The sequence below is a fragment of the Aestuariivirga sp. genome (genome assembly GCF_020252395.1).
In the GTDB taxonomy this organism is placed as follows: domain Bacteria; phylum Pseudomonadota; class Alphaproteobacteria; order Rhizobiales; family Aestuariivirgaceae; genus Aestuariivirga.
Window position 1 is genome coordinate 62731 of record NZ_JADCDB010000027.1, and the last position, 22963, is coordinate 85693.

25 protein-coding genes and 1 pseudogene are annotated in these 22963 nt (G+C 64.8%); 19 read left to right on the forward strand and 7 right to left on the reverse strand.

The genetic code is table 11. The features are described 5' to 3' along the window. The first annotated feature begins 1 nt into the window (after nucleotide 1). Nucleotides 2–1051 carry a low specificity L-threonine aldolase gene (locus tag IOC82_RS12700; RefSeq protein ID WP_290546563.1) on the forward strand — a complete coding sequence of 350 codons (1050 nt, stop codon included), beginning with the start codon at nucleotides 2–4 and terminating at the stop codon, nucleotides 1049–1051. A 55-nt stretch (nucleotides 1052–1106) separates the two neighbouring features. On the opposite strand, the gene IOC82_RS12705 is transcribed toward IOC82_RS12700, so the two are convergent. Further along, complete coding sequence (locus IOC82_RS12705) at nucleotides 1107–1565, reverse strand: Hsp20 family protein (RefSeq protein WP_290546590.1); 459 nt, start codon at nucleotides 1563–1565, stop codon at nucleotides 1107–1109. Between the two features lie 237 nt (nucleotides 1566–1802). Between IOC82_RS12705 and IOC82_RS12710 the strand changes: the two genes are divergently transcribed. The 3 genes from IOC82_RS12710 (at nucleotide 1803) to IOC82_RS12720 (ending at nucleotide 3929) form a co-directional block, all read left to right on the forward strand. Beyond that, nucleotides 1803–2246, forward strand: a complete 444-nt coding sequence (locus tag IOC82_RS12710; protein ID WP_290546564.1) for a hypothetical protein — start codon at nucleotides 1803–1805, stop codon at nucleotides 2244–2246. A 159-nt stretch (nucleotides 2247–2405) separates the two neighbouring features. Beyond that, the gene (locus tag IOC82_RS12715; protein ID WP_290546565.1) at nucleotides 2406–2996 is read left to right on the forward strand and encodes a hypothetical protein; all 591 of its coding nucleotides are present in this window, start codon (nucleotides 2406–2408) and stop codon (nucleotides 2994–2996) included. A gap of 3 nt (nucleotides 2997–2999) precedes the next feature. Further along, nucleotides 3000–3929 carry an alpha/beta hydrolase gene (locus tag IOC82_RS12720; RefSeq protein ID WP_290546566.1) on the forward strand — a complete coding sequence of 310 codons (930 nt, stop codon included), beginning with the start codon at nucleotides 3000–3002 and terminating at the stop codon, nucleotides 3927–3929. Nucleotide 3930: 1 nt separating this feature from the next. Here IOC82_RS12720 and IOC82_RS12725 read toward each other — a convergent pair whose 3' ends face one another. Further along, nucleotides 3931–4389 (reverse strand): J domain-containing protein, encoded by a 459-nt coding sequence (locus tag IOC82_RS12725; protein ID WP_290546567.1) that lies wholly within the window; start codon nucleotides 4387–4389, stop codon nucleotides 3931–3933. Between the two features lie 127 nt (nucleotides 4390–4516). On the opposite strand from IOC82_RS12725, the gene typA reads away from it, so the two are divergent. From typA to IOC82_RS12755, 6 genes and pseudogenes are all read left to right on the forward strand, one after another. Next, nucleotides 4517–6349: a translational GTPase TypA gene (typA, locus tag IOC82_RS12730; protein WP_290546568.1), complete on the forward strand. Its 1833-nt coding sequence runs from the start codon at nucleotides 4517–4519 to the stop codon at nucleotides 6347–6349. Nucleotides 6350–6719: 370 nt separating this feature from the next. Further along, nucleotides 6720–7256: an inorganic diphosphatase gene (gene ppa / locus IOC82_RS12735; protein WP_290546569.1), complete on the forward strand. Its 537-nt coding sequence runs from the start codon at nucleotides 6720–6722 to the stop codon at nucleotides 7254–7256. A gap of 93 nt (nucleotides 7257–7349) precedes the next feature. Next, nucleotides 7350–7484 (forward strand): leucine zipper domain-containing protein, encoded by a 135-nt coding sequence (locus IOC82_RS12740; RefSeq protein ID WP_290546570.1) that lies wholly within the window; start codon nucleotides 7350–7352, stop codon nucleotides 7482–7484. 72 nt (nucleotides 7485–7556) lie between these two features. Continuing rightward, nucleotides 7557–7811 (forward strand): annotated as a pseudogene (locus IOC82_RS12745) (integrase core domain-containing protein); the annotation flags it as partial. A 184-nt stretch (nucleotides 7812–7995) separates the two neighbouring features. Next, a complete protein-coding gene (locus IOC82_RS12750) occupies nucleotides 7996–8880 on the forward strand; it encodes a DMT family transporter (protein ID WP_290546571.1) in 885 nt (294 codons plus the stop codon). Between the two features lie 103 nt (nucleotides 8881–8983). Next, nucleotides 8984–9409 (forward strand): glucan biosynthesis protein, encoded by a 426-nt coding sequence (locus IOC82_RS12755; protein WP_290546572.1) that lies wholly within the window; start codon nucleotides 8984–8986, stop codon nucleotides 9407–9409. Nucleotides 9410–9592: 183 nt separating this feature from the next. On the opposite strand, the gene IOC82_RS12760 is transcribed toward IOC82_RS12755, so the two are convergent. From IOC82_RS12760 to IOC82_RS12775, 4 genes are all read right to left on the reverse strand, one after another. After that, a complete protein-coding gene (locus IOC82_RS12760; RefSeq protein ID WP_290546573.1) occupies nucleotides 9593–9799 on the reverse strand; it encodes a hypothetical protein in 207 nt (68 codons plus the stop codon). A 15-nt stretch (nucleotides 9800–9814) separates the two neighbouring features. After that, nucleotides 9815–10438, reverse strand: coding sequence for a transglutaminase-like cysteine peptidase (locus IOC82_RS12765; protein WP_290546574.1), 624 nt, complete (start codon nucleotides 10436–10438; stop codon nucleotides 9815–9817). Between the two features lie 139 nt (nucleotides 10439–10577). Beyond that, nucleotides 10578–11522: a lipase family protein gene (locus IOC82_RS12770; RefSeq protein WP_290546575.1), complete on the reverse strand. Its 945-nt coding sequence runs from the start codon at nucleotides 11520–11522 to the stop codon at nucleotides 10578–10580. 133 nt (nucleotides 11523–11655) lie between these two features. Continuing rightward, the gene (locus IOC82_RS12775) at nucleotides 11656–12030 is read right to left on the reverse strand and encodes a hypothetical protein (RefSeq protein WP_290546576.1); all 375 of its coding nucleotides are present in this window, start codon (nucleotides 12028–12030) and stop codon (nucleotides 11656–11658) included. Between the two features lie 362 nt (nucleotides 12031–12392). Between IOC82_RS12775 and IOC82_RS12780 the strand changes: the two genes are divergently transcribed. The 9 genes from IOC82_RS12780 to IOC82_RS12820 all read left to right on the forward strand — a co-directional run bounded on the left by IOC82_RS12780 (nucleotide 12393) and on the right by IOC82_RS12820 (nucleotide 21767). Continuing rightward, nucleotides 12393–13184 (forward strand): hypothetical protein, encoded by a 792-nt coding sequence (locus IOC82_RS12780; RefSeq protein ID WP_290546577.1) that lies wholly within the window; start codon nucleotides 12393–12395, stop codon nucleotides 13182–13184. Between the two features lie 38 nt (nucleotides 13185–13222). Then, a complete protein-coding gene (locus IOC82_RS12785; protein WP_290546578.1) occupies nucleotides 13223–14413 on the forward strand; it encodes an aminotransferase class V-fold PLP-dependent enzyme in 1191 nt (396 codons plus the stop codon). A gap of 60 nt (nucleotides 14414–14473) precedes the next feature. Then, nucleotides 14474–15634 (forward strand): ROK family transcriptional regulator, encoded by a 1161-nt coding sequence (locus IOC82_RS12790; RefSeq protein WP_290546579.1) that lies wholly within the window; start codon nucleotides 14474–14476, stop codon nucleotides 15632–15634. Next, nucleotides 15631–16440 carry an ATP-binding cassette domain-containing protein gene (locus IOC82_RS12795; RefSeq protein WP_290546580.1) on the forward strand — a complete coding sequence of 270 codons (810 nt, stop codon included), beginning with the start codon at nucleotides 15631–15633 and terminating at the stop codon, nucleotides 16438–16440. The genes IOC82_RS12790 and IOC82_RS12795 overlap by 4 nt, the downstream gene beginning before the upstream one ends. Nucleotides 16441–16479: 39 nt before the next feature. Then, a complete protein-coding gene (locus tag IOC82_RS12800) occupies nucleotides 16480–17514 on the forward strand; it encodes a sugar ABC transporter substrate-binding protein (RefSeq protein WP_290546591.1) in 1035 nt (344 codons plus the stop codon). Nucleotides 17515–17596: 82 nt separating this feature from the next. Continuing rightward, on the forward strand, nucleotides 17597–18595 hold the full coding sequence (locus tag IOC82_RS12805; RefSeq protein ID WP_290546581.1) for an ABC transporter permease: 999 nt from the start codon (nucleotides 17597–17599) through the stop codon (nucleotides 18593–18595). Further along, a complete protein-coding gene (locus IOC82_RS12810) occupies nucleotides 18592–19362 on the forward strand; it encodes an SDR family NAD(P)-dependent oxidoreductase (RefSeq protein ID WP_290546582.1) in 771 nt (256 codons plus the stop codon). Before IOC82_RS12805 ends, IOC82_RS12810 begins: the two co-directional genes overlap by 4 nt. A gap of 79 nt (nucleotides 19363–19441) precedes the next feature. Continuing rightward, nucleotides 19442–20851 (forward strand): 3-isopropylmalate dehydratase large subunit, encoded by a 1410-nt coding sequence (gene leuC / locus IOC82_RS12815; protein ID WP_290546583.1) that lies wholly within the window; start codon nucleotides 19442–19444, stop codon nucleotides 20849–20851. A gap of 505 nt (nucleotides 20852–21356) precedes the next feature. Next, entirely contained in the window at nucleotides 21357–21767 is a 411-nt protein-coding gene (locus tag IOC82_RS12820; protein ID WP_290546584.1) for a metallopeptidase family protein, read from the forward strand. A 15-nt stretch (nucleotides 21768–21782) separates the two neighbouring features. Here the strand turns inward: IOC82_RS12820 and IOC82_RS12825 are convergent, their stop codons facing one another. Next, nucleotides 21783–22550: a hypothetical protein gene (locus IOC82_RS12825; RefSeq protein WP_290546585.1), complete on the reverse strand. Its 768-nt coding sequence runs from the start codon at nucleotides 22548–22550 to the stop codon at nucleotides 21783–21785. Between the last annotated feature and the right edge of the window lie 413 nt (nucleotides 22551–22963).

Sequence of the window (22963 nt, forward strand, 5' to 3'; positions counted from 1 at the left end):
CATGAATTTCGCATCCGACAATGTCTATGGCGTGCATCCGAAGATTCTCGCGGCCCTCACGCAAGTGAATGGCGGCACCGCCCCCTCCTATGGCGGTGACGATCAGACCAGGCGCGCCGAAGAGATGCTGAGGCAAGTGTTCGAGTGCGAGTTGCGCGCCTTCCTCGTCACCAGCGGCACGGCGGCCAATGGGTTTGCGCTATCGACGATCACGCCCGGCTTCGGTGCGATCTTCTGCAATGCAGAGGCCCATATCGCGGTCGATGAATGCAATTCGCCGGAGTTCTTCACCGGCGGGGCCAAGATCATCGGCCTCAACGGTCCCAGCGGCAAGATCACGCCCGGGCAGGTGGAGAAGGCGCTGAACGGCTTCATCCGCGGCGAGCACGACCCGAAGCCCAAGGGCGTGTCACTCACCAATGCCACCGAGCTCGGCACCGTCTATTCACCGGCCGAGGTGAAGGCCTTCTCCGGCCTCATCCGCCCGCGCGGCATGAAGCTGCACATGGATGGCGCCCGCTTCGCCAATGCGGTCGCGGGGCTTGGCTGCACGCCGGCCGAACTCACCTGGAAGGCGGGTGTCGATGTCATGTCCTTCGGCGCCACCAAGAATGGTGCCATGATGCTCGAGGCGGTGGTGTTCTTCGACCTTGGCCTCGCCGAGGACTTCGCCTACCGCCGCATGCGCGGCGGCCAGTTGCTTTCGAAGAGCCGCTATCTCGGCGCGCAGATGATCGCCTATCTGGAAAACGGCTTGTGGCTGGAGAATGCCAGGCGCGCCAATGCGCTGGCGCAGAAGCTGGCCGGGGGGCTGACGGCGGGGGGCAAGCTGCGCATCCCCAATCCGGTGGAGGCCAACGAAGTTTTCGCCGTGATGCCGAAGACGATGTTCGACAGGCTTCAGGCGGAAGGCGCCAAGTTCTATGACTGGATGCCGGACAGCCTCGGTGATGCCATCGCAGCGGACGAGAAATTCGCCCGTTTCGTCCTCTCTTTCGCCACTCCGGAAGAGGAGGTCGACGCCTTCGTGAGGCTGGTGGCACAGGACTGACGCAAAGAGCGCTCCCTTGCGGGAGCGCCCCTCATCCGTTCAGGACGTGACTGGTTCAGGCAGCCTTCCTGGCTTCGATGACCTTGGGAGCCTCGACGCCGTTCACCGGAATGGTGCGCGGCTTGAGGGCTTCCGGCACCTCGCGCTTCAGCGCGACGTGCAGGAGACCGTTCTCCATGCCGGCAGACTGCACAAGCACGTGATCGGCAAGCTGGAAGCGCCGCTCGAAGGCGCGCGAGGCAATGCCCTGGTGCAGGAATTCGCTGGTCTGTTCCTGCTTCTCGGTCTTCTTGGCCGAGACGGTGAGCGCGTTGCCCTTCACCTCGATGGTGATGTCCTCGGGCGCGAACCCGGCCACCGCCATAGTGATGCGGTATTCGTCATCCGAAAGCTTCTCGATGTTGTAGGGCGGGTAGGTGGGGGCTTCGAAGGCAGAGGCCTCGTTCAGCATGCGGGCCAGACGGTCGAAGCCGACGGTCGAACGATAGAGGGGGGTGAGATCGAACATGGTCACATTCTCCTTGAGCAATGTCACATTGGACGCCCGCCGCAAGGGCCGGGCAGGTTCAGGTCGCAGGCCCCGGATGGGCGCCTGCATGGGATGAGATAGGAAGCCCCGCCTCCGTTTCAAGGGCGGCTGGCGGCGAGCTGAACGGCAGATGAACGGCCGGTTCGGACGGGGTTCAATCTGCTTCAGCTAGGGTCTGCCCAACGATCACCGATCAGCGGCGTTCAGATACGGAGCACCACCATGAAAGCCCTTTCGATCAAGACCCTGTTCGCTGCCGGCGGCCTCGCCCTCGGGCTGGCCGCCGCACCCGCCGCCCAGGCCGGCGTTTCCGTCGACATTGGCGTCGGCATCCACCCGCCGGTCACGGCTGGCTGGAACGGCGGCTATGGCGTTTATGGCGGTTATGGCGGTTATTTGGGCGGCTATGACCCGGACGATGACGGCGATTATGGCGTTGACCACGGCTATGACGGCCCCGGTTACGGCCATCGCCCTGTCTATGACGGCTACGTTACTTGCCGAGACGGCCGGCGCATTCTGTGGCGCCGGGGCTATTCCGGCATCGAGGTGCAAAGCTGCCGGCGCGGCGTCTACCGCTACACCGCCTGGCGCAACGGCAAGCAGTATCTCATGGCTGTCGACGCCGGCGGCGGCGTCACCAGGCTGCGCCGGATCTATGACTGACCGCCGCGCCTTGGACAGGGCGGAAGCTTGCCATCGCCGCGCCGCAGAATGGCCATGAAGCTTCACACAATGTGGACGTCAGCGGTTGCGCATGGCCGCGTCATCTGTTTGACTTGACATGCGGCGGCCTTATGGCCGGAAGCCGAGAGGTAAGAGGCAATGTGGGGATCGTCGATCATTCGCGGTGTGAGCCTGGCCGGCGTGGCGCTGCTGGCGCTGGGGACGAGCGGCCCAGCCATGGCGGGCGGAAAACAGGGCGAGCCGCCGCCGGTCAATACAGGGACCTATTCCGGCCCGCCCATCGTCCGCAATATTCCGGGCCTGCGTCTGCTCTTCGGCGACTACACACTGACCGAAGAGGAGTACAACAAGCTCTTCGAAAAGAAGAAGAAAAAGCCGCAGATCGACGAAAGCTATTACGAGCCGCAGCCGGCCGCCCCGGCAAAGCCAAAGCCGGCCAAGCCCGCCGCCAGTACGGTCACAGCTCCGGCGAAGCAAGCGGCGCCCGCCAATCCCGCCCTGCCGCAGAAAACGGCCTCGGCCGGGGCTGCGCCCAATCCCGCCGGCGGCGCTCCGCTCAGCTGCGAGAAGGCCACTGAGGTGGTGAGCGGCTTCGGCTTCTCCAGCGTTGAAGCCTCCTCCTGCTCCGGCAAGCTCTATGCCTTCAACGCCAAGCGCGGCGGCAGGAGTTTTGCGATCAAGCTCGATCCGGCGAGCGGCGAGATCACCGAAGTCAAGAAGCTGCCCTGAGGCATGTGCCCGGCTGTCCTCCATCCCACGCCAGAGAACCCGCTGCCGCCGGGGGCGGAATGCGTGGAACTGGTGACGCGCGGCAGGCTGCGGCTGCGGGCAATGAAGGCCGTGCCGGAGAACCCGCGCGGCACCTTCGTCATTCTCGGCGGGCGCGGCGATTTCATCGAACGCTATTTCGAAACCACACGGGATCTGATGGCGCGCGGCTACGCCGTGGTGGCCCTCGACATGCGAGGTCAGGGCGGCTCCCAGCGCCCCAAGCGCCAGCCCTACCGCGACCGCACGCGAAGCTTCGCCGGCTTCGACAAGGACGTGCGCACGCTGATGGAGAGGCTCGTCATTCCGTCCTGCCCAGCGCCCTATTTCGCTCTGGGCCATTCGACCGGGGCGCATGTGCTGCTGCGCCTGCTCCGCAAGCAAAAGTGGTTCGACCGCGCCGTTCTCGTGTCGCCGCTTGTGGAAATCGTCTATGGGCCATGGCCGAAGCCGGTGGTGTGGCTTCTGCTCAACACCATGTGGTTCACCGGCCTCGCCAACTTCTTCCTGCCACATGTGCACCGGGCGCCCATGGGCCGCGCCGATTTCCCCGGCAACCCGCTCACCTCCGACCGCCGCCGCTGGGAGCGCGACAGCTCGACACTTGAGGCGGCCCCGCAGCTGGGCCTCGGCGGACCCACCTTCGGCTGGCTGGGAGCCGCGAGAAAATCGATTTCCAGCATCCGCCGCATGCGGAAAACCACAGCACCCGTGCTGATCGTTGCGGCGGGCGCCGACCGCGTGGTGGGCAATGAAGGAATCCGCCGCCTTGCGCGCCGGGTGCCCGGCGTGGCGCTGACCTTCATCCCCAACGCCAAGCACGAGATCCTGGGCGAGCAGGACATTATCCGCCGCCAGTTCTTCGCCGCGCTCGACAGCTTCCTGCCGGCCTGAGCTAGCCGCCGATCTGCTCGAAAGCGAGGTTGATCCGCACCAGCATGGCGCGGACATAGTCCATCACCTCGTCGGGCAGGTCGAAGGAAGAGATGCGGTCAGGGTGATAGAGCTTGGCCATACGGTGATAGGCTTGGCGGATCTCATCCGGACTCGCGTTCTTCGCCACTTTGAGCACCTGATAAGGGTCGAAATTGGCCGTGCCGGGGGCGCTGGGGCTGACATCGAGCTGGTCGGTGTTGGGCACATTGGCGGAGCGCACCGACCTGATCATCGACTTGGAAATGTATTGCTGCTGGCCGGAGGGCGAGACGGCATCGAGGAAAATGTCGCCATTGTTTAGCGCGTCCCCCAGCCGGTTGGACAGCGGCATGCGGATGGATACGGTCACCACGGAGCCGTCGGCGAGCGTCACGAAGACCGGAGTGCGATTGGCTTTGTCGTCACGGCCGTTGAACATTGCGAACCCTCGACGAGTTGAGTACATCGCCAAAGGTGAAGCAACCGTTAAATTGCCTTTCCATTCTGCGCATGCTAAGCGCGCCGCAATTCCCAGTCAAACGCATGCAGAAAGTCAGTGCGCCCTCATGAATTTGCGCAATATCGCCATCATTGCCCACGTCGACCACGGCAAGACCACGCTGATCGACCGTCTCCTGTCGCAGTCGGGCTCGTTCCGCGAAAATCAGAAGGTGGCCGAGCGCGCCATGGACTCGAACGACCTGGAGCGTGAGCGCGGCATCACCATCCTCGCCAAGGTGACCTCGCTCAACTGGAAGGACGCCCGGATCAATATCGTCGACACCCCCGGCCACGCCGATTTCGGGGGCGAGGTGGAGCGCATCCTCAACATGGTGGACGGCGCCGTCCTTCTGGTGGACGCCGCCGAGGGCCCCATGCCGCAAACCAAATTCGTGCTGCAGAAGGCCCTCAAGATCGGCCTCAGGCCCATCGTCTGCATCAACAAGATCGACCGTCCGGACGAGCGCCACAACGAGGTGGTGAACGAGGTCTTCGACCTTTTCGCCAATCTCGACGCCAACGAGGAGCAGCTCGACTTCCCTATCATCTACGGCTCCGCCAAGCAGGGCTGGATGGCCGACGCGCCCACCGGTCCGCAGGACAACATGGCGCCGCTCTTCGACCTCATCGTCAGGCACTTCCACGCACCCACCGTGGAGGAAGGCCCCTTCCGCATGCTGGTGACGACGATCGAGTCCAACCCCTTCCTCGGCCGCGTGCTCACGGGCCGGGTGACATCCGGCTCGATCAAGGCCAACCAGGCGGTTAAAGCACTGTCGCGCGACGGCAAGAGCGTCGAGCAGGGCCGCATCTCCAAGGTGCTGGCCTTCCGCGGCCTTGAGCGCGTGCCGGTGGACGAGGCGCAGGCGGGCGACATCATCGCCATCTCCGGCCTCACCACCGCGACGGTGGCCGATACGATCTGCGACCCCACCGTCACCGAGCCGATCCACGCCCAGCCGATCGACCCGCCGACGCTGACCATGACCTTCCGCATCAATGACGGGCCGCTCGCCGGCAAGGAAGGCGACAAGGTGCAGAGCCGCGTCATCCGCGAGCGCCTGCTGCGCGAGGCGGAGGGCAATGTCGCTCTCAAGGTGACGCCATCCGAAAACGAGACCGACGCCTTCGAGGTGGCGGGCCGCGGCGAACTCCAGCTCGGCATCCTGATCGAGACCATGCGCCGCGAGGGCTTCGAGCTCACCGTCGGCCGTCCGCGCGTGGTGTTCAAACAGGACGAGGAAACCGGCGAGCGCATGGAGCCGGTCGAGGAAGTGATTATCGACGTCGACGAGGCCTATACCGGCGCTGTCGTCCAGAAGCTCTCCGAGCGCAAGGGCGAACTGAAGGACATGCGTCCCTCCGGCGTCGGCCGCCAGCGCATCGTGTTCCACGCGCCCACCCGCGGCCTCATCGGCTACCAGTCGGAACTCCTGTCCGACACGCGCGGCACCGCGATCTTCAACCGCATCTTTTACGGCTATGCGCCGCATTTCGGCGAGATCCCCGGCCGCCACACCGGCGCGCTGATCTCGAACAGCGACGGCGAGGCCGTGGCCTATGCCATCTTCAATCTGCAGGACCGCGGGCCCATGTTCATCGAGCACGGCACCAAGGTCTATCCCGGCATGATCGTGGGCGAGCACACGCGCGGCAACGACCTCGAGCTCAACGTGATCAAGGGCAAGAAGCTGTCGAACGTCCGCGCAGCCGGCAAGGACGAGGCGCTGATCCTCACGCCTCCCATCAAGATGTCGCTCGAGAAGGCGCTGGCCTATGTCGGCGAGGACGAACTCGTCGAGGTGACGCCAAAGTCGATCCGCCTGAGGAAGGCCATCCTCGACCCGCATGAAAGGAAGCGCGTGAGCCGCCAGAAGGAAGCCGGGAGCGAGGCGTAAGCAGTCCTTTTTCCATTCAAGTCCATGACGCCCGGGCTCGTACCCGGCATTGTTCCATGTGGCAGCACGTACGCGCCAATCGTCTGCAAGTTCTTGCACGCATGAGACCGCCCCTCGCGGCAGTCTATTGACGGCAGATTTCACGAGTATAACGATTTATCGCAACGGGCCCTGTGCAGCGCCAGATGCCGGCGAAAGCCGCGCTGCCGCCGGTCTCCACCGGCGGGCCTGCCGTGCCGCGATCGAATGGCCCATCACCGCAGGTGTTTTCGCCAGAAGCACGGCACCGGCCACAAACAGAAGAAGCATAGCCAGAGCGCCATTCTCATGGCAGAGAGGCTGCCAGAGAGATCACATCCAAGGAAGTCCCATGCGCATCGACGCTATCTCGATCGGCAAGAACCCGCCCAAGGAAGTCAATGTCATCGTCGAGGTGCCGGTCGGCGGCGAGCCGATCAAGTACGAGATGGACAAGGCGGCGGGCACCCTGGTGGTCGACCGCTTTCTCTATACCTCGATGCGTTATCCCGGCAATTACGGCTTCATTCCGCACACGCTCTCGGATGACGGCGACCCGATCGACGTGCTGATCGCCAACCAGCGCGGCATCATTCCCGGCGCCCTCGTCGCGGTGCGACCCGTCGGCGTGCTCAAGATGCGGGACGAGGCCGGCCATGACGAGAAGATCATCGCCGTGCCAATCCCGAAGCTCACCCGCCGCTATGAAAACGTCCACGAATACACCGACCTGCCCGAGATCACGCGCCAGCAGATCGAGCACTTCTTCGAGCACTACAAGGACCTGGAGCCCGGCAAGTGGGTGAAGGTGGTGGGCTGGGGCAACGCGGCCGAAGCCGAGCGGATGATCCTCGAGGCGATCGAGCGCGCGAGTAAGGCAAAAACCTAAAAAACCTAAATGTGATCTCTCAATAGGATGTCCATCCGGTCCGGATGGAGGAAGCTGTGGTTGTGACACTTCAGTCTCTTCAAGGAGGACCGGATGAACATTCGCAAGAATGCACGATTGACGCCGCTTGGTCGAGAGCGGCTGGTGATGGCGATGCTCAGCGGGCAGACACCGGAGGCCGCTGCACGAGCCACAGGTGTCTGCCCGCGGACGGCGCGCAAGTGGTGAAGCGGTTCGAAGAACAAGGCGAGGCCACGCCTGATGGGACCGTCCAGAAGGTCATTGCACTTCGCCGCCGCCTGCAAACGCCTCAGGATCCGCCACATCCGCGCCAAGTCCTATACGCCCAGAACCAACGGAAAGTCTGAACGCTTCATCCAAACCGCGCTGCGCGAATGGGCCTACGCCAGGACCTATGCCGACTCCCGCGAACGCTCCTGCGAGCTGCCTATCTGGCTTCACAGATACAATTGGCACAGACCGCACGGCAGTCTAAATTCAAAATCGCCCATCAGCCGGTTCCCGTCATCGCAGGACAACCTGTTGAGGTTCCACAGCTGGCGCATCGGGCGAGGAAGTGGACTCGCTTGTGGCGCCGAAGCTGCCCCTGATCCAAGATCTGGCGCAACATGCCCCGAAGTTGCCGCATCGCTTCATTCCGCGCTGGCGCTATGAGCCGGGGCCGTTGTCTGCCATAGAGTGTCACGGTTCGGCCAGATTCGAACCGGGGACAATGCACGTGCGGAGCACCGCGTCTGCAACCATACCGGTGCTGGTGTGCACCCTGGCGATCTTTCTTCTCTCGGCCATGGATGCCGGGATGAAATCGCTGGTGCTTGCGGCGGGCGTCTACAATATCGTGTTGTGGCGCAGCCTGCTGGCGGCCATCGCGTCCGCCGCCGGCTGGGCGGTGAATTCTCGCGTGCGGCCAGACTTGGGCGCGATGCGGCTTCACGCCCTGCGCGCGGCGATCGTCGGCATCGTCATCATCACCTTCTTCTGGGGCCTGGCGCGGCTTCCACTTGCGGAAGCCATCGGGCTCAGCTTCATCGCACCGCTCTTTGCCCTGTTTCTCGCGGCTCTGCTGCTGGGCGAGCGCATCCGCGCCCAGGCGGTGTGGGCGGCAATGCTGGGCTTTGCCGGCGTCGCCGCGATCGTGGCGGGACAGTTCGGCGGCGCGGCCTACACGCAGGACACACTGCTCGGCACGTTGTCCATCCTGATCTCCACCATCTTCTACGGTTTCAACCTGGTGCTCACGCGCAAGCAGGCGCAGATCGCCAAACCCATCGACATCATGTTCTTCCAGAACCTCTGCCTGCTGATCATCATGAGCCTCGCGGCGCCTTGGCTTGCGAGCCTGCTGCCGCCAGAGCTGTGGCCGCCGCTGATGGGGGTGACGGCCTTGTCGCTCACGGGCCAATATCTCATGAGCTGGGCCTATGCGAGGGCCGAGGCGCAATACCTGATCAGCACCGAATACACGGCCTTCATCTGGGCCATCGCGCTGGGCTGGTTCTTCTTCGGCGAAGCCGTGTCATGGGAGACGCTGGCCGGCGCCGGCCTGATCATCGCCGGCTGCTGGATCGCCGCGCGGGCCAGCATGCAGCCTGTCGAAGACTGAGCGCCACTCCCGATACGTCCAACATGCCGCCGCCACTCTTCGATTGCATGCGGAGGCCCGGTCAGTATTGCAAACCACTTTCCGAACCGTCGGCATTATCGCCATGAACCGGACCCTCTCCAGACGTGCCTTCTTCCCCGCGGCGGCGGCCTCCGGCCTTGCCGAATCGGCGCCCGCCGTGGCGGCGCAGGAGATCGGGGGCATCGCCCTGCGGGGTCCGGTTCCGTTCCGCTTCGACAGCGTCATTGCCACGGCGCGCGAGATGTTGCTGAAGCCCTTCGCATCCACGCCGGTGCGCGGCGCCGAGCTGCCGGAGAAGATCGACTTCGATGCCTGTCAGCAGATCGCGTTCAAGCTGGGGAGTGCGCTGTTCAAGGGTTTGCGCTGCCCGGTACGGATGTTCCATCTGGGGCGCGATTTCAAGTTATCGGGGAAGATCGCCATCGTCGAGGGCGGCCAGTCGCGCGATGTGCTCTACAGCCCCGACCTGTTCACGCCCGGCCCCCAAGGCCAGGCCGATCGTCGATAAGCTGATGCCGAAAGTGGCGGCTGCGGCAACTGCCCGACGAGGACCGGCAGCACATGCGCAAGTGCCGCCGCATGGGCCAGCCACCAGCGCATCGACCTCAGCCTTGTAACGTGTTCCCACATAAGCGCCCCCCTCGGCCCGCCAGGGCTGCCCCTGTCCACCTGCCTGGGAGTCGCGGGAGGGTCAGCCTCCGGAAATGGCAGAAAGCGCCCTGAGCAGCGAGACTTGGCCCGACTGCTCGCCTGCCAGCGCCTGCAGCATGTCCTGGTTCTGCACCGCGACCATCACCGCGGAGACCGCGACGGCCGCCGCCGCGCGGCGCACCCATTTGCTGGAGAAGAACAACGCGATGGCGATGGTGGAGAGGATGCGGAAGGGAAGTCCGGTCATGGGCGCGCTTTCCGGTTACTTGCTGGCCGTGCCGGCAATGGCCGAACCCGGTCGGGCCGGCTCGAGCGATACCCACTTGCGCGGGTCCTGCGCCGACTGGCGCTTCAGCATTGTATAGCCCGTATCGCCCCACGAGCGGATATCGTTGCGGCGGTTGTCGAGGATGTAATCGCCCGCTGCAGCCGTGAGGGTGAGCACGGCATGGCCTTCGCCATGCTCGTCCAGCACCACAGTGATGCGCAGCGCCTCCTCCGGAATGCCCTTGGACGTCAGGACTTTCTTTTTGAGCAGCACCACGTCTTCGCAGTCGCCTGCGTCGGTCGGGATCGTCCAGTATTCGGCGGTGCCATAGAGCGTCTCGTCGGTGACCGGCGCGATGGCGCCGTTAACGAAGGCGTTGACCATGCGCACCAGCAGCCACTTTTCCCCGGTCATGGCAATGCGGCGGGCGCGCGCGCCGTCCGGCTGGCAGTTCTTGGGGCTGCGCTGGCAGAACTCGACGAAGCCGATGGGCGGCAGGGTCTCGGAGTATTCACGGGCGAAGGCGAAGACCTTCTGGCTGCTGCCGGCGAAAGACGGGCTGGCGAGGGTCAGAAGCCAACCCAGCAGCAGCGCCACTTCCTTTGCGATTTTCCCCATCCCCATGCCTTGGCCATATCGTTAATGTGGCGTAAACATGCCTTGGGGCCGGGTCTCGGGCAATCGTAAACGAAAAGTTAAGTTAACGGCAGGGGCCGGACAGGCCCTCGGCACTGTTCGCGGCGGGCTTCGGCGGGGGTCATCGCTGTCCGGGCTGCAGGCTTGCCACCACCTTCTTCTTGGCAACGTAGGTCTCGCGCGAATTATAGGCCACCTGACGGCTCGCTGCGAACTTGTCCTCAATGCGGCGGATATAGTTGTCGAGCTTGTGGTCCTTAAGGTCCGCCACGTGCAGGTCACGCCAGAATTCGCCGTAGCTCAGTTCGGCCGCCACCGCGCCTGGCAGGTAGACGTAGTCCGGACCTTCCAGCAGGATGATCTCGGGGCCTACCTGCTCGTAGCGGCCATATTTCTTGTTGCCCATCATGCCGGGTGGCAGCACCGGCACGAGGTCGTTCTCGTCAACCACCCGCAGCAGCGGCAGGAAGCCCAGTTGCTTGACGCCATCTGCTGTGGTGAAGCGCGGCTGGCCGTAGGTGTAGATCTTGTCCACCTTATATCCGTCCTCGATCATGTAGATGCCGAGGATGGCCGCCACGGCGCCGCCGAGCGAATGTCCGACAACGTAGGTCTGATAGCCGCTTTTGAGGTAAGGCTGGGCATCCGTCCACACGGCGCGGGCATCGAGGTCGAAGCCGGAGTGGACGGGGATCTTGGTGGCGCGGTCGGACCGCACCTTGGTATCGAAATCCTCCTTCAGCGTGGTGTCGTCCGTGGTGCCGCGCACGGTGATGTACTGGACCTTGGCCTTGTCGTCCCGCTCGATGAAATACTGCACGTCGCGGCCGCCCGGCGTGGCCACGCGGACCGTCTTGGGATAGGCGGCACGGATTGCAGCGGGGGAGGAATAGGCGGCCTTGGCGCGCTTGGCGCCGGCATCCAGCGTCTGGAAATCGACCTTTTCCCTGACGACTTCCGACCCCAGTGTCTGAAGCTCGCCTCTCGGCAGGCTGGCGCAGCCCGCGAGCAGGCTGAGGCAGATGGCGGCCGCCGCCAGCGGGCGCGGAAAAAAGCGCGGCGTCATGCCGCGTGATGTCGAAGAATGCAATGCCGTCAAATCCCGTTCGATCATCGCGCCAGCTTGGCGCGAGGCGCAGGCCAGGTCAACCGCAGCTGGGCCGATGGCAGCGGCCTGCCGCCCTCAGCCCGGCGTGCGATCAGTTCTGGGCAAGGTCGGTGCGGCGGAACTTCAGCAGTTCGCCGTCAGCCCCCTTGGCGACATACCAGCCGCCCTGCTGGCTGATGCGGCCGCACTTGGCCTCGCCTTTGGTCCACTTGTCGAAGGAGACGCAGAGTGCCGCGCCCTGCATGTACCAGCGTCCGGTGTCCTGCTGGCCATAGGCCATGCCAGTGATGGAGCCGCCACGGGTGCCGGCGAAGTTGACGCGGTAACCCCTCACCTGGGCCTCGAACTGGCCCGGAAACAGCTTGGTGACCTCGGCGCGGGCAAGTGGCGCCGCAGCGGCAATGCCGGCGAGGGAGAATATGGTGGCAGCAGTCAGGCTTGCCGCAAGAGCGGTACGAAGGTTCATGTACTGAAACCCTTTGTTTGCGGCAATCCGTGGCCCCCTGGCCGCTTGCCCGTTGCTTTCGGGCCCGCATTTGGCAGCCTCATGTGGTTGAAATATGGGGAGAGCGTGGCGTGGAACCTCTTTGATGTGGGTCAAGAGTGGTGGCACATGAACGCTTTAAGGTTGTAATTGTCCATCTAGCACTGGTGTTTGCAGCCTATGCGAGTGGCTTTCGCCGGTTTGGATCCTCTTCAGCCGCCATGGCCTTGCCTTGGGCGCTGCAGTTCATTCAGGAGTTCTTCACCATGATCCGGAGTTTCCCGCAGGCCCGAATGCCGCGGGGCCCTGCTTGAAGACGGCGCGGCCCGTGCTAGGGAACAAGCATGGGCCTTCTTGACAGCTTTCTCGCCGATGGTTTCCTGCGCTTTGCGGTTGAGGAGCCGCTGCTGGCCTGGGCCCGCCATGCCCGCGGCTTCGCGGCCGCGGCGGCGCGCGACCCCGCTCAGGCGCATTGGCTGCGCTGCGGCGGCACGTGGTTCGTCGGCGTCGATGCGCTGCCCAACGACGCGGCCGGGCGGCTGCCGGGCGGGCCGCCGCTGGCGGGAGCGGCGATGGACTTCGTGCGGGACGAACTGGGCGTCAGCCTGCCGCTGCACCGCGCCCAGGTCTCCGTCTGCTATCGGGGCTATCCCCAGCCCTCGGCGGAGGAGAGCGCGGCTGCCTATCGCTTCCGCCGCAACCGCGATGCCGCGCATGTGGACGGATTGCTCGCCGAAGGGCCGGAGAAGCGGCGCCACCTTCGGGAGCCGCATGCCTATATCCTGGGGGTGACGCTGACCGAGCAGTCTGGAGATGCCGCACCGCTGACCGTGTGGAAGGGCTCGCACCGCATCATGACGGCGATGTTCGCCACGGCCTTCGCAGGGAGGCCGCCCGGGACGTGGCGCGGGATCGATGTTACCGATGCCTATCGGGAAGCGCGGCGGCAGGTCTTCGCGGTGTGCGAGCGGGTGGCGCTCCCCTCCTCGCCCGGAGACGCCGTACTGGCGCACCGCCACCTTGTGCATGGCGTGGCGCCGTGGGGCGAGGCGGCGACGGGCGCACCCGAGGGCCGGATGATCGCCTATTTCCGGCCGGAGTTTCCCGCCATCGCCGACTGGCTTGATCGGCTCTGACGGCGCGCGCATAAACTGACCTGAATGTGGAGCGTGGCGTGACGGTCTATGGCGAACTGGGTGTGCGCACCCTCATTAACGCGAAGGGCGCCGCGACGCGGCTCTCGGGCGGCATTATGCGGCCCGAGGTCTCCGCCGCCATGGTGGAGGCCTCGCAGGCCTGTGTTGACATCGCGGAGCTGCAGGCCGCGGCCTCGCGCATCATTGCGGAGGCGACGGGGGCGGAAGCGGGCTATGTGGCCTCAGGCGCCTCGGCCTGCCTGCTGATCGGCGCGGCCGCTTGCATCACCGGGCTGGACCCCGGCCGGATGGCCCGCCTTCCGGATACCACAGGCATGAAGAACGAATGCGTGATGGTGCGGAGCCAGCGCAATTTTTATGACCATGCGATCCGCGCCGCAGGCCTCTCCATCGTCGAGGTGGGACTGCCCGATCGCTATGCCGGGGCCGGCGTGCGCGATGCGGAAGCCTGGGAGATCGACGACGCCATCACCGGCCGGACGGCTTGCGTCTTCTACGTCGCCGATGCGCAGTCGCAGCCGCCGGTGGCCGAGGTCACGGCCGTGGCCCATGCGCGCGGCGTGCCGGTGCTGGTCGATGCCGCGGCACAATTGCCGCCCGAGGCCAATCTCCGGCGCTTCATCGCGGAGGGTGCGGACCTCGTCGCCTTCTCGGGCGGCAAGGCGCTGGGCGGGCCGCAGGCGAGCGGCATCCTGGCGGGACGGCGCGACCTCGTGATGGCGGCGGCCCTCCAGCACCTCGACCTCGACGTGTTCTGGGACATGTGGGAGCCGCCTGCGGGCCTGATCGACAAGGCGCGGCTCAAGGGTGCCCCACAGCACGGCATCGGGCGGAGCTGCAAGGCAGGGAAGGAGGAGATCGTGGGCCTCCTGACCGCGCTCCGCCTGTTCATCGCCGAGGGCGATGCGGTGCGCCATGCGCGCTGGCTGAAGGACTGCGAGACGGTGGTGGCGGAACTCGACGGCTTTCTCGTCACCATTACCGGGAGCAACGACACGGGCGCGGTGCCGACCGTCGAGATCACGCTCGACCCTGACCGGATGAGCCCGACCGAACTCTGCCTCAGGCTGCAGGCGGGCGAGACGGCCGTGGCGCTGGACCCCGCCCAGCGTGACAAGGGCGTCGTGACGGTCAACCCCATGTGCCTGAAGCCAGGAGAGGCAAAATTGGTGGGCGGGCAGATCGCTCAACTCCTTCGCCAATCATAAATTCATTTGCATTATTCGGGATTCGGCGCATCATCGCTACTCAAAAGCGGGGATGAAACCATGTCCCTCAAGGGGACGAACCAGGAATTCGGCAGGCCGTACAACCGGCGGATCGTGCTCGAAACGATCCGCCAGCACGGGCCGATCGAACGCGCCGGGATCGCGCGGCGGGTGGGCCTGACTGTCCAGACGGTGGCCAACATCATCCGCGAGTTGGAAGAGCTCGGCCTGATTTCCGGCGAGCGCACCCACAAGAAAAGCCGCGGCTCACCGCCCATGAGCCTCAGACTCAACCGGCAGGGAGCCTATGCAGTGGGCGTTCACGTCACGCCGCTTGGCATCGAGGCGGCCCTCGTCGACCTCGCCGGAACCATCGTCGCCGCCAGGCGGCTGGATATGCCGCCGCCCGGCCCGGAAGACAGCTTCCGCGAGATTGGCAAGCTGGTGAAGGGCTTCCGTGCCCAGACCGCCGGCCGCCTGCTGGTTGGCGTGGGCCTTGCCATGCCCGGCCCATTCGACGTCGAGTCGATGAGTTTCGTCGGTCCCACAACGCTCGAAAGCTGGCGCGGCGTGGCCGTGGCGCAGCGGCTGTCGGAATCCACAGGGCTTTCCGCCTTCGTCGAGAATGACATGGCGGCGGCGGCCCTCGGCGAGAGCCTCCACGGCGCAGGCCGCAATGTGAGCGCCTTCTATTATCTCTATTTCGGCGTCGGTCTCGGCGGCGCCATGGTGAAGGACGGCGTGCCGATGCGCGGCTTCTATGGCAACGCCGGCGAGATCGGCCATGTGCCGCTGGTGCCCGATGGCCAGCCCTGCTCCTGCGGCAACAGGGGCTGTCTCGAGCGCTACGTCTCGCTCGAAGCCTTTCAGCGCCGCGCCCCCATCATCGGGCAGCCGGCCTGGATCGCGGAAGCAGCCCCTTTGCTGCGCAGCGCCATCGTGACCATCGAGAACCTCTTCGACCCCGAGACCGTGGTGATCGGCGGCATCATGGATGACGATCTGCTGGGCGCGCTGGTCTCCGCCGCCAATCCGCTGCCGACGTCGGTTGCTGACCGCAAGGGGCGCACGGCGCAGCGCCTCATGCGCTCCGCCTCGGGGCAGAACGCGGTACTGCGCGGGGCGGCCTCGCTCGCCTTCTCGGGCGTGCTGTCGCCGCGCTTCGGCCAGGCCGATGCCCCGGCAAACGACCCCCTCTTCCCAAGGAGCCGCGTGGCATGAGCTTTCCCACTCTCCTCGAACTCGACGACATCCGCATGAACTTCGGCGCCATCGAGGCGCTGCGGGGTGTCTCCTTCAAGGTCGGCAAGGGCGAGGTGGTGGCGCTCCTGGGCGACAATGGCGCGGGCAAGTCGACCCTCGTCAAGATTATATCCGGCGGCCTGAAGGCGAGTGCTGGGCGCATGGTGTTCGACGGCGAGGAGCGCTTCTTCCCAACGCCGGCCGAGGCGAAGGCGCAGGGGATCGAGACCGTCTATCAGGACTTGTCTCTGTGCACCAATGTCGACGTGGTCGGCAATTTCTTCATGGGCCGCGAGATGGTGAAGAAGTGGCTCGGTTTCATCCCCGTGCTGCAGGAAAAGGAGATGGAGGCCGTGGTGGCGCAGGCGCTGCAGAATGCCGGCACGCGCATTCCCAGCTTGCGCACCAATGTCGAGCATCTCTCGGGCGGCCAGCGCCAGGCGATAGAGTTGAACCGCTTCGCCCATTGGGGCGGCAAGCTGGTGCTGCTCGACGAGCCCTTCGCGGCCTTGGGCGTCGAGCAGACGCGGCGCGGCCTCGGCCTCATCAGGCGCATCGCAGGCCAGGGGATCGGCGTCATCGTCATCACCCACATCATGCAGCAGGCCTTCCAGGTGGCGGACCGCATCGTGGTCATCCGCCAGGGCCGCGTCGCGGGAGACGTGCCGGCGAAACAGACGAGCCCCGATGAAGTCGTAGGGCTTATCACCGGCGAGGCTCAGGCTTACGGCAAGCCTTCGGGCCAAACCCAAGAAACGAGGCCGAACGGCCCTATCCCAAACTGAACCGGACCAAAGCCAAACAAGGAGACGAACATGAACCGACTGCGCCGCCTTCTGACCGCCTCCATCGCGATTGCCGCGATGGGCGTTGTCTCGCCTGCCTTCGCCGACACGAAGGGCAAGATCTACTACATGGTGCCGACCCTGCTGGACGAGTTCCAGACCGAGTCGGTCAACGCCATTACAAAATTCATGGATGACGTGGGCTACGAGGTCGTGACGCTGAACGCCGACAACAAGACCGACCTGCAGCAGAGCCAGATGAACGACACCATCCTGCAGAAGCCCTCGGCGATCATCCTCGCCGCGGTGGATTTCAACGCGCTCGCTCCGTCGATCGACAAGGCGCGCGCGGCCGGCATCCCGGTCATGATCTTCGACCGCCAGATCACCTCGACGCCGTCAGACCTCACCTCGGTCGCCGGAACGATCGAGATCGGCCAGGTTGCGGCGGGCGAGATCCAGCGCCTGCTGAAGGAGAAGAACGGGGCGGTGAAGGGCAAGGTTCTGCAGGTGCTGGGCGATCCCGCCGACCCCTACTCCCTCGACATCCAGAAGGGCTTCGAGGACAAGATGAAGGAGTTCCCCGGCGTTCAGATCATTTCGCTGCCCGCCATGCAGTGGGAAGCCTCCAACGCCGGCACCATCGTGTCCGACCAGATGGTGGCGAACCCCGACATCGACCTGATCTTCCTGCACGCCGCTCATCTCTCGGTGGCCGCGGTGGCGGCACTGGAGGCCAAGGGCAAGAAGCCGGGCGACGTGATGATGATCTCGTCCAACGGCGCCCCCGTGGGCCTTGACCTGATCCGCAAGGGCTGGCTCAACGTCGAGGTGGAACAGCCGCTCTATGCCCAGGCCGCCGCCCTTGCCATGTTCGCCGACAAGGTGGTGAACAAGCAGGAGATCAAGCCCGGCAACTACAACGTGCTCGGCCTCGACTCGGTGATGACCATCGAGAAGTGGGGTCCGAACATCAAGATCCCGGGCGCCGCCATCACCAAGGAGAACGTCGACGAACCGCGCTTCTGGGGCAACCTGAAAGCGCCCGCCGACAAGATCATGCCGGTGCAGTAACGAACAACGCAACAGGCCTCTCTCACGTCATCCCGGCTTTCGCGCCGGGGTGACGTCCGGGAGGAAACAACTGGACCATCCCATGACCTCACCCCGCCAGCGTGCAACCGCAGAATTCATTCTTGACCATCTCGTCTGGTTCATGCTCGCGGCGGTGCTGATCGCCTTCTCGATCTTCGTGCCGAATTTCTTCCAGATCGGCATCTTCGCCAACATCGTCGAGCAGTCGACCTTCGTGGGCGTGATGGCCATCGGCCTCGCCATCGTCATCATCGCGGGTCACATGGACCTCTCCGTGGAATCGACCGCTGCATTGGCTGCCATGATCACCGGCATCTTGTTCTGCTCGCGCGGCATCGGCATGGGGCTGACGTTCGCGCCGGAATGGCTGGTCATCCCCGTCTCGCTCGTCATCTCGCTTGCGGTGGGCGGCCTCATCGGCTTCCTCAACGGCTTCTTCACCATCAAGCTCAAGATGAACGCCTTCATTGTAACGCTCGCCTCTTACATCTGGGTCCGCGGCCTTGTGGTGGCGATCTCGGGCGGTCGCTCGGCACAAGACCTGTCGCCCTCGCTGCGCTCCATTGGCATCGAACAGGTGCTCTACATTCCGCTAATGGCCTGGATCGCCATCATCTGCTTCGTGATGTTCTCCTTCATCATGGGACGCACCCCCTTCGGACGCCACGTGACCCTGATCGGCGGCAATGCGGTGGCGGCTTTCCGGGCGGGCATCAAGGTCGACCGGCTGATGTTCATCTCCTTCATTCTCGCCGGCGCCATCGCGGGCCTCGCCGGCTGGCTGCTCGCCATCCGCACGAGCGGCGCGACCGCCAATCTCGGCACCGGCATGCTGTTCAACGCCTTTGCGGCCGTGGTCATCGGCGGCGTGAGCCTCAAGGGCGGTGTGGGCAAACTGCCGGGCGTCTATGCCGGCGTGCTGCTGCTCTCATCGATCCACACCGCCATCAACCTGATGGGCCTGCCCGCGCATTACACGCAGGTGATCCTCGGCCTTCTCGTTCTCGCCGCGGTGCTGCTCGACACATTGAAAATTCAGATCCGCCAGAGGTTCGCATGATGGGACGGCTTGAAGGCAAAGTCGCGCTGGTGATCGGCGCCGCGCGCGGCATCGGCGAGGGCGTGGCCCAGCGATTCGTGGAAGAGGGCGCGAGAGTGGTGATCGCCGACACCGAGGCCGAAGCCGGCAAGGAGACCGCGGCGCGGCTCAAGGGCCTGTTCATCGAAACCGACATCTCGCGCCTGGACCACGCTCAGCGCGCGGTGCAGACGGCACTCGACGGCTTCGGCAACCTCGACATCCTGGTCCAGAACGCCGGCATCTATCCCTGGACGTTGATCGAGAACACCTCGCCTGAAGAATGGGACAAGGTGCTGGCGGTGAACCTCAAGGGCACCTTTCTCGCGGCGCGGGCGGCCCTGCCGCACATGAAGCAGAAGAAGGCGGGCCGCATGATCTTCACCTCCTCGATCACCGGCCCGCGGGTGACCAGCCCCGGCCACGGTCATTATTCGGCGTCGAAGGCGGGCATCAACGGCTTCATCAAGTCGGCGGCGCTTGAGTTCTCCGGCTATGGCATCACCGTCAACGGCATCGAGCCGGGCAACATCCTCACGTCGGGCATGCAGATGCACCGTTCGGAGGCCTTCATCAAATCCATGGAGAACGCGGTGCCGCTCGGCCGCCTTGGCACGCCCCGCGACATCGCCAACTGCGCGCTGTTCCTCGCATCCGACGAAGCCTCCTACATCACCGGCACGACCATCATCGTCGACGGCGGCCAGACGCTCCCCGAGGGGGCGGATTTCCGCATTACGCCAGAGTGAGCCCGCGGGGGTTTGACTTGAAGCCCCAAGCCGCTAAATACGCCCCAAAATCCAATTCTTCCCGAAGGCGATCACCCCCATGGCCAAGCCGCGCACGCTGTATGACAAGATCTGGGACGACCATCTGGCCCATGAAGCCGAGGACGGGACCTGCCTTCTCTACATCGACCGCCATCTTGTCCATGAAGTGACAAGCCCCCAGGCCTTCGAGGGGCTGCGCATGACCGGCCGCAAGGTGCGCCACCCGGAGAAGACCCTTGCCGTCGTCGACCACAACGTGCCGACGACCGACCGCTCGCACGGCATCGCGGAAGAGGAAAGCCGCATCCAGGTCGAGACGCTGGCGAAAAATGCCGCCGAGTTCGGCGTCAAGTATTTCAACGAGCTCGACAAGCGCCAGGGCATCGTCCACGTTGTGGGTCCGGAACAGGGCTTCACGCTCCCCGGCACCACCATCGTCTGCGGCGACAGCCACACCTCGACCCACGGCGCTTTCGGAGCGCTGGCCCATGGCATCGGCACGTCCGAGGTCGAGCATGTGCTCGCCACCCAGACGCTGATCCAGAAGAAGGCCAAGAACATGCTGGTCAAGGTCGACGGCAAGCTACCGAAGCACTCGACCGCCAAGGACATCATCCTCGCCGTCATCGGCGAGATCGGCACGGCGGGCGGCACCGGCTCGGTCATCGAATTCGCGGGCGAGGCGATCCGCGGCTTGTCCATGGAAGGCCGCATGACGGTGTGCAACATGACCATCGAGGGCGGGGCCCGCGCCGGCATGATCGCACCCGACGAGAAGGCCTATGCCTATCTCGACGGCCGCCCCATGGCGCCCAAGGGCGAGGCATGGGACAAGGCGCGCCGCTACTGGGACACGCTGGCGACGGACGAGGGCGCCCACTTCGACCGAGTGGTCACACTCGATGCCGCGAGCCTGCCGCCGATCGTCTCCTGGGGCACAAGCCCGGAGGATGTCGTTTCGATCGCCGGAAGCGTTCCCAATCCGGACGATATCCAGGACGAGGGCAAGCGCCAGTCCAAATGGCGGGCACTCGAATACATGGGCCTGAAGCCGGGAACCAGGATGACCGACGTCGAGCTCGACGTCGTGTGGATCGGCTCCTGCACCAATGGCCGCATCGAAGACCTGCGCACGGTGGCCAGGGTCGTCGAGGGCAAGAAGGTGTCGGACCGCCTCGCCTATGCGATGATCGTTCCGGGCTCAGGCCTGGTGAAGGAGCAGGCCGAGGCCGAGGGCCTGGACAAGATCTTCAAGGCCGCGGGCTTCGAGTGGCGCGAGCCCGGCTGCTCCATGTGCCTCGGCATGAACCCGGATCAACTGAAGCCCGGCCAGCGCTGCGCCTCCACTTCCAACCGCAATTTCGAGGGCCGCCAGGGCTACAAGGGCCGCACTCACCTGCTGTCCCCCGAAATGGCCGCCGCGGCGGCGCTTGCCGGCCGCTTCGTCGACGTGCGCAAAGGCGCCTGACGTCCGCTCCAATGATTTTGCAGAACGGCCCCGCCACCCCGGCGGGGTTCACCGGGGCGAGTGGGCCTACCCATTGATTGCGCTTTGAAATTTTCGGCCTGGAAAGTTCATTTGCGAACCACAGCCGGCTCGGCTAGCAGCTATACGTTGCAGGCGTTCCGGAACGGGGAAAACCCCGGCAGGGACAAGGCACCGGCCCCGAAAGTCGATGGTCGCAACACGGTTGAGATGCAGATCGTTAACTGTTGTTGAACCTTTCGTTAATCCTTATGTCACCAAAGTGGCGATAGGGTGGTTCCGAGGCTAAAGTCGGCGTCAACATTCGAGTGGGGGTATTCAGTGGCTGGTTCATCTGTTCAGGCTGACGCGAAGTTTTTGCGTCGCATTTTCCTCGCTCTTGTGCTGCTGACCCTCGTTACCGGCGGTCTCGCCGGCCTTACAACCGTGCAGGCCATGACCGGCCCGGCCAGCAGCTGCGCCGGCAGCTGCCAGTAACGCCGTCTCCATGGCGGAACACCGGCTGGCCGGACTCTCCGCTCCTTCCCTCAGTGACATCGAAGAATTGGCGGCAGAGGCGTTCAGGGACCTGCCAGACGATTTTCGCGCGCTTTGCGGCGAGGTGGTCATTTCCGTCTCCGACTTCCCCACGGAAGAGGTGCAGAAGGACATGGACGCCGGTCCTTTCGATCTTCTCGGCCTGTTCCAGGGCGTAGGCCTCGCCCATGACGCGGCGGTCCCGGAAACGGGGCGCATGCCCAACATGGTCTTCCTCTACCGCCGCGCCATCCTCGACTACTGGGCCGAGCATGACGAGACGCTGGGTGACGTCGTCACCCATGTGCTGGTCCACGAGATCGGCCACCATTTCGGCCTCTCCGACGACGACATATACGGCATCGAGGACCAGGTTCCCTAAGAACCTGCGCCGTCCTCACCCAGGCGGCTTCGGCGAATAGTCATAGTGCCAAGGCTCGTCAGGATTGGTCAGCGGCCCGGAGAAGGACGGCCCCGCGGCCGTTATGCTGGCGTTGAGTTTCACATCCCAGCCTTCCGCCCGCCACACGCTGGCGACCAGCTTTTCGCTGGCGCCAGCGTAAATCCTGCCGTCCTTCATCACCTGGAAGTCGATAGCACTGGCCCGGCCATGCAGCGTCAGGCCGGGCGCCGCGAGATTGGCCCGCTTCGCCGGCTGGAAGGCGCGAAGCCAGGCGGCCAGCTTCGTGGCTGCGGCATCGGCGGGCTGCACCCCGGCCTTGCCGAAGGCCACGCTGTAGGCGCCAAGGATTTCTGCCGCGCCCACACCCACCGACTCGTTGGAATTCCACTTGGCGATCTGCTCGTCGAGGCTTCGCACGGTGGTGAGCACATAGAGTTCGTAGCCGGGATTGGCCGCGTTGAAATGGGCATTTACGGCGGCGATCTCGGCCATCAGCGCCGTGTATGCCGGAGAGCCGCCAAAGGCCTTCACCTCTTCCGCCGTCCAGCTCCAGCGTTCGGAGAGGCCCCTGCCATAGCGGAGGTAGCTGCGGAGCGCGAGCAGCTTGCGGCCGGGATCGGGGATCTGCGCCAGCGCCTCGCCCGAGGGCGCTGGCGCCAGCGCCGCGATCAAGCTGTCGAGGCCGGCCGGCGCATCGGCCCGCGCCACGGCCGGGGCGAGACAGCCCGCCATGAAAGCAAGAATGATCCGCCGCCGCTGCATTTCCGCCTCCCCTTGCGGACGATGAAAGCATGCAGGCCCGGGCGCGATCAACCACCTTCCGTTGCAGCGCGCAACAAAGCGAGGAAACCGGCCGTGGAGGGGAAGGTCACGCCCGGTTTCTGAGGGACTGCGCCGTTCCGGTCACGGGATTTGCTGGGGATAGGGATCGGAATCCGCAGCAAGGGGGAGAACAGTGCTTCTCCTGTCTCCACTGGCTTGGAGATCCCCGGACCGGGAGAATGGTTTCCCTTCAGGCTGCGAATGGCCACCCATGTGTCGATAGCTAATTAACTTGTCCGGTTTTGGTAGCACATCAAATGTCCGCTTCTTGTCTTTTGTTCTCCTGTGGGACTGTGGGCAAGGCGGAGCCTTGTCCACATTTCCACAGGTGTTGCGGCTGAGCGGATTTAAGC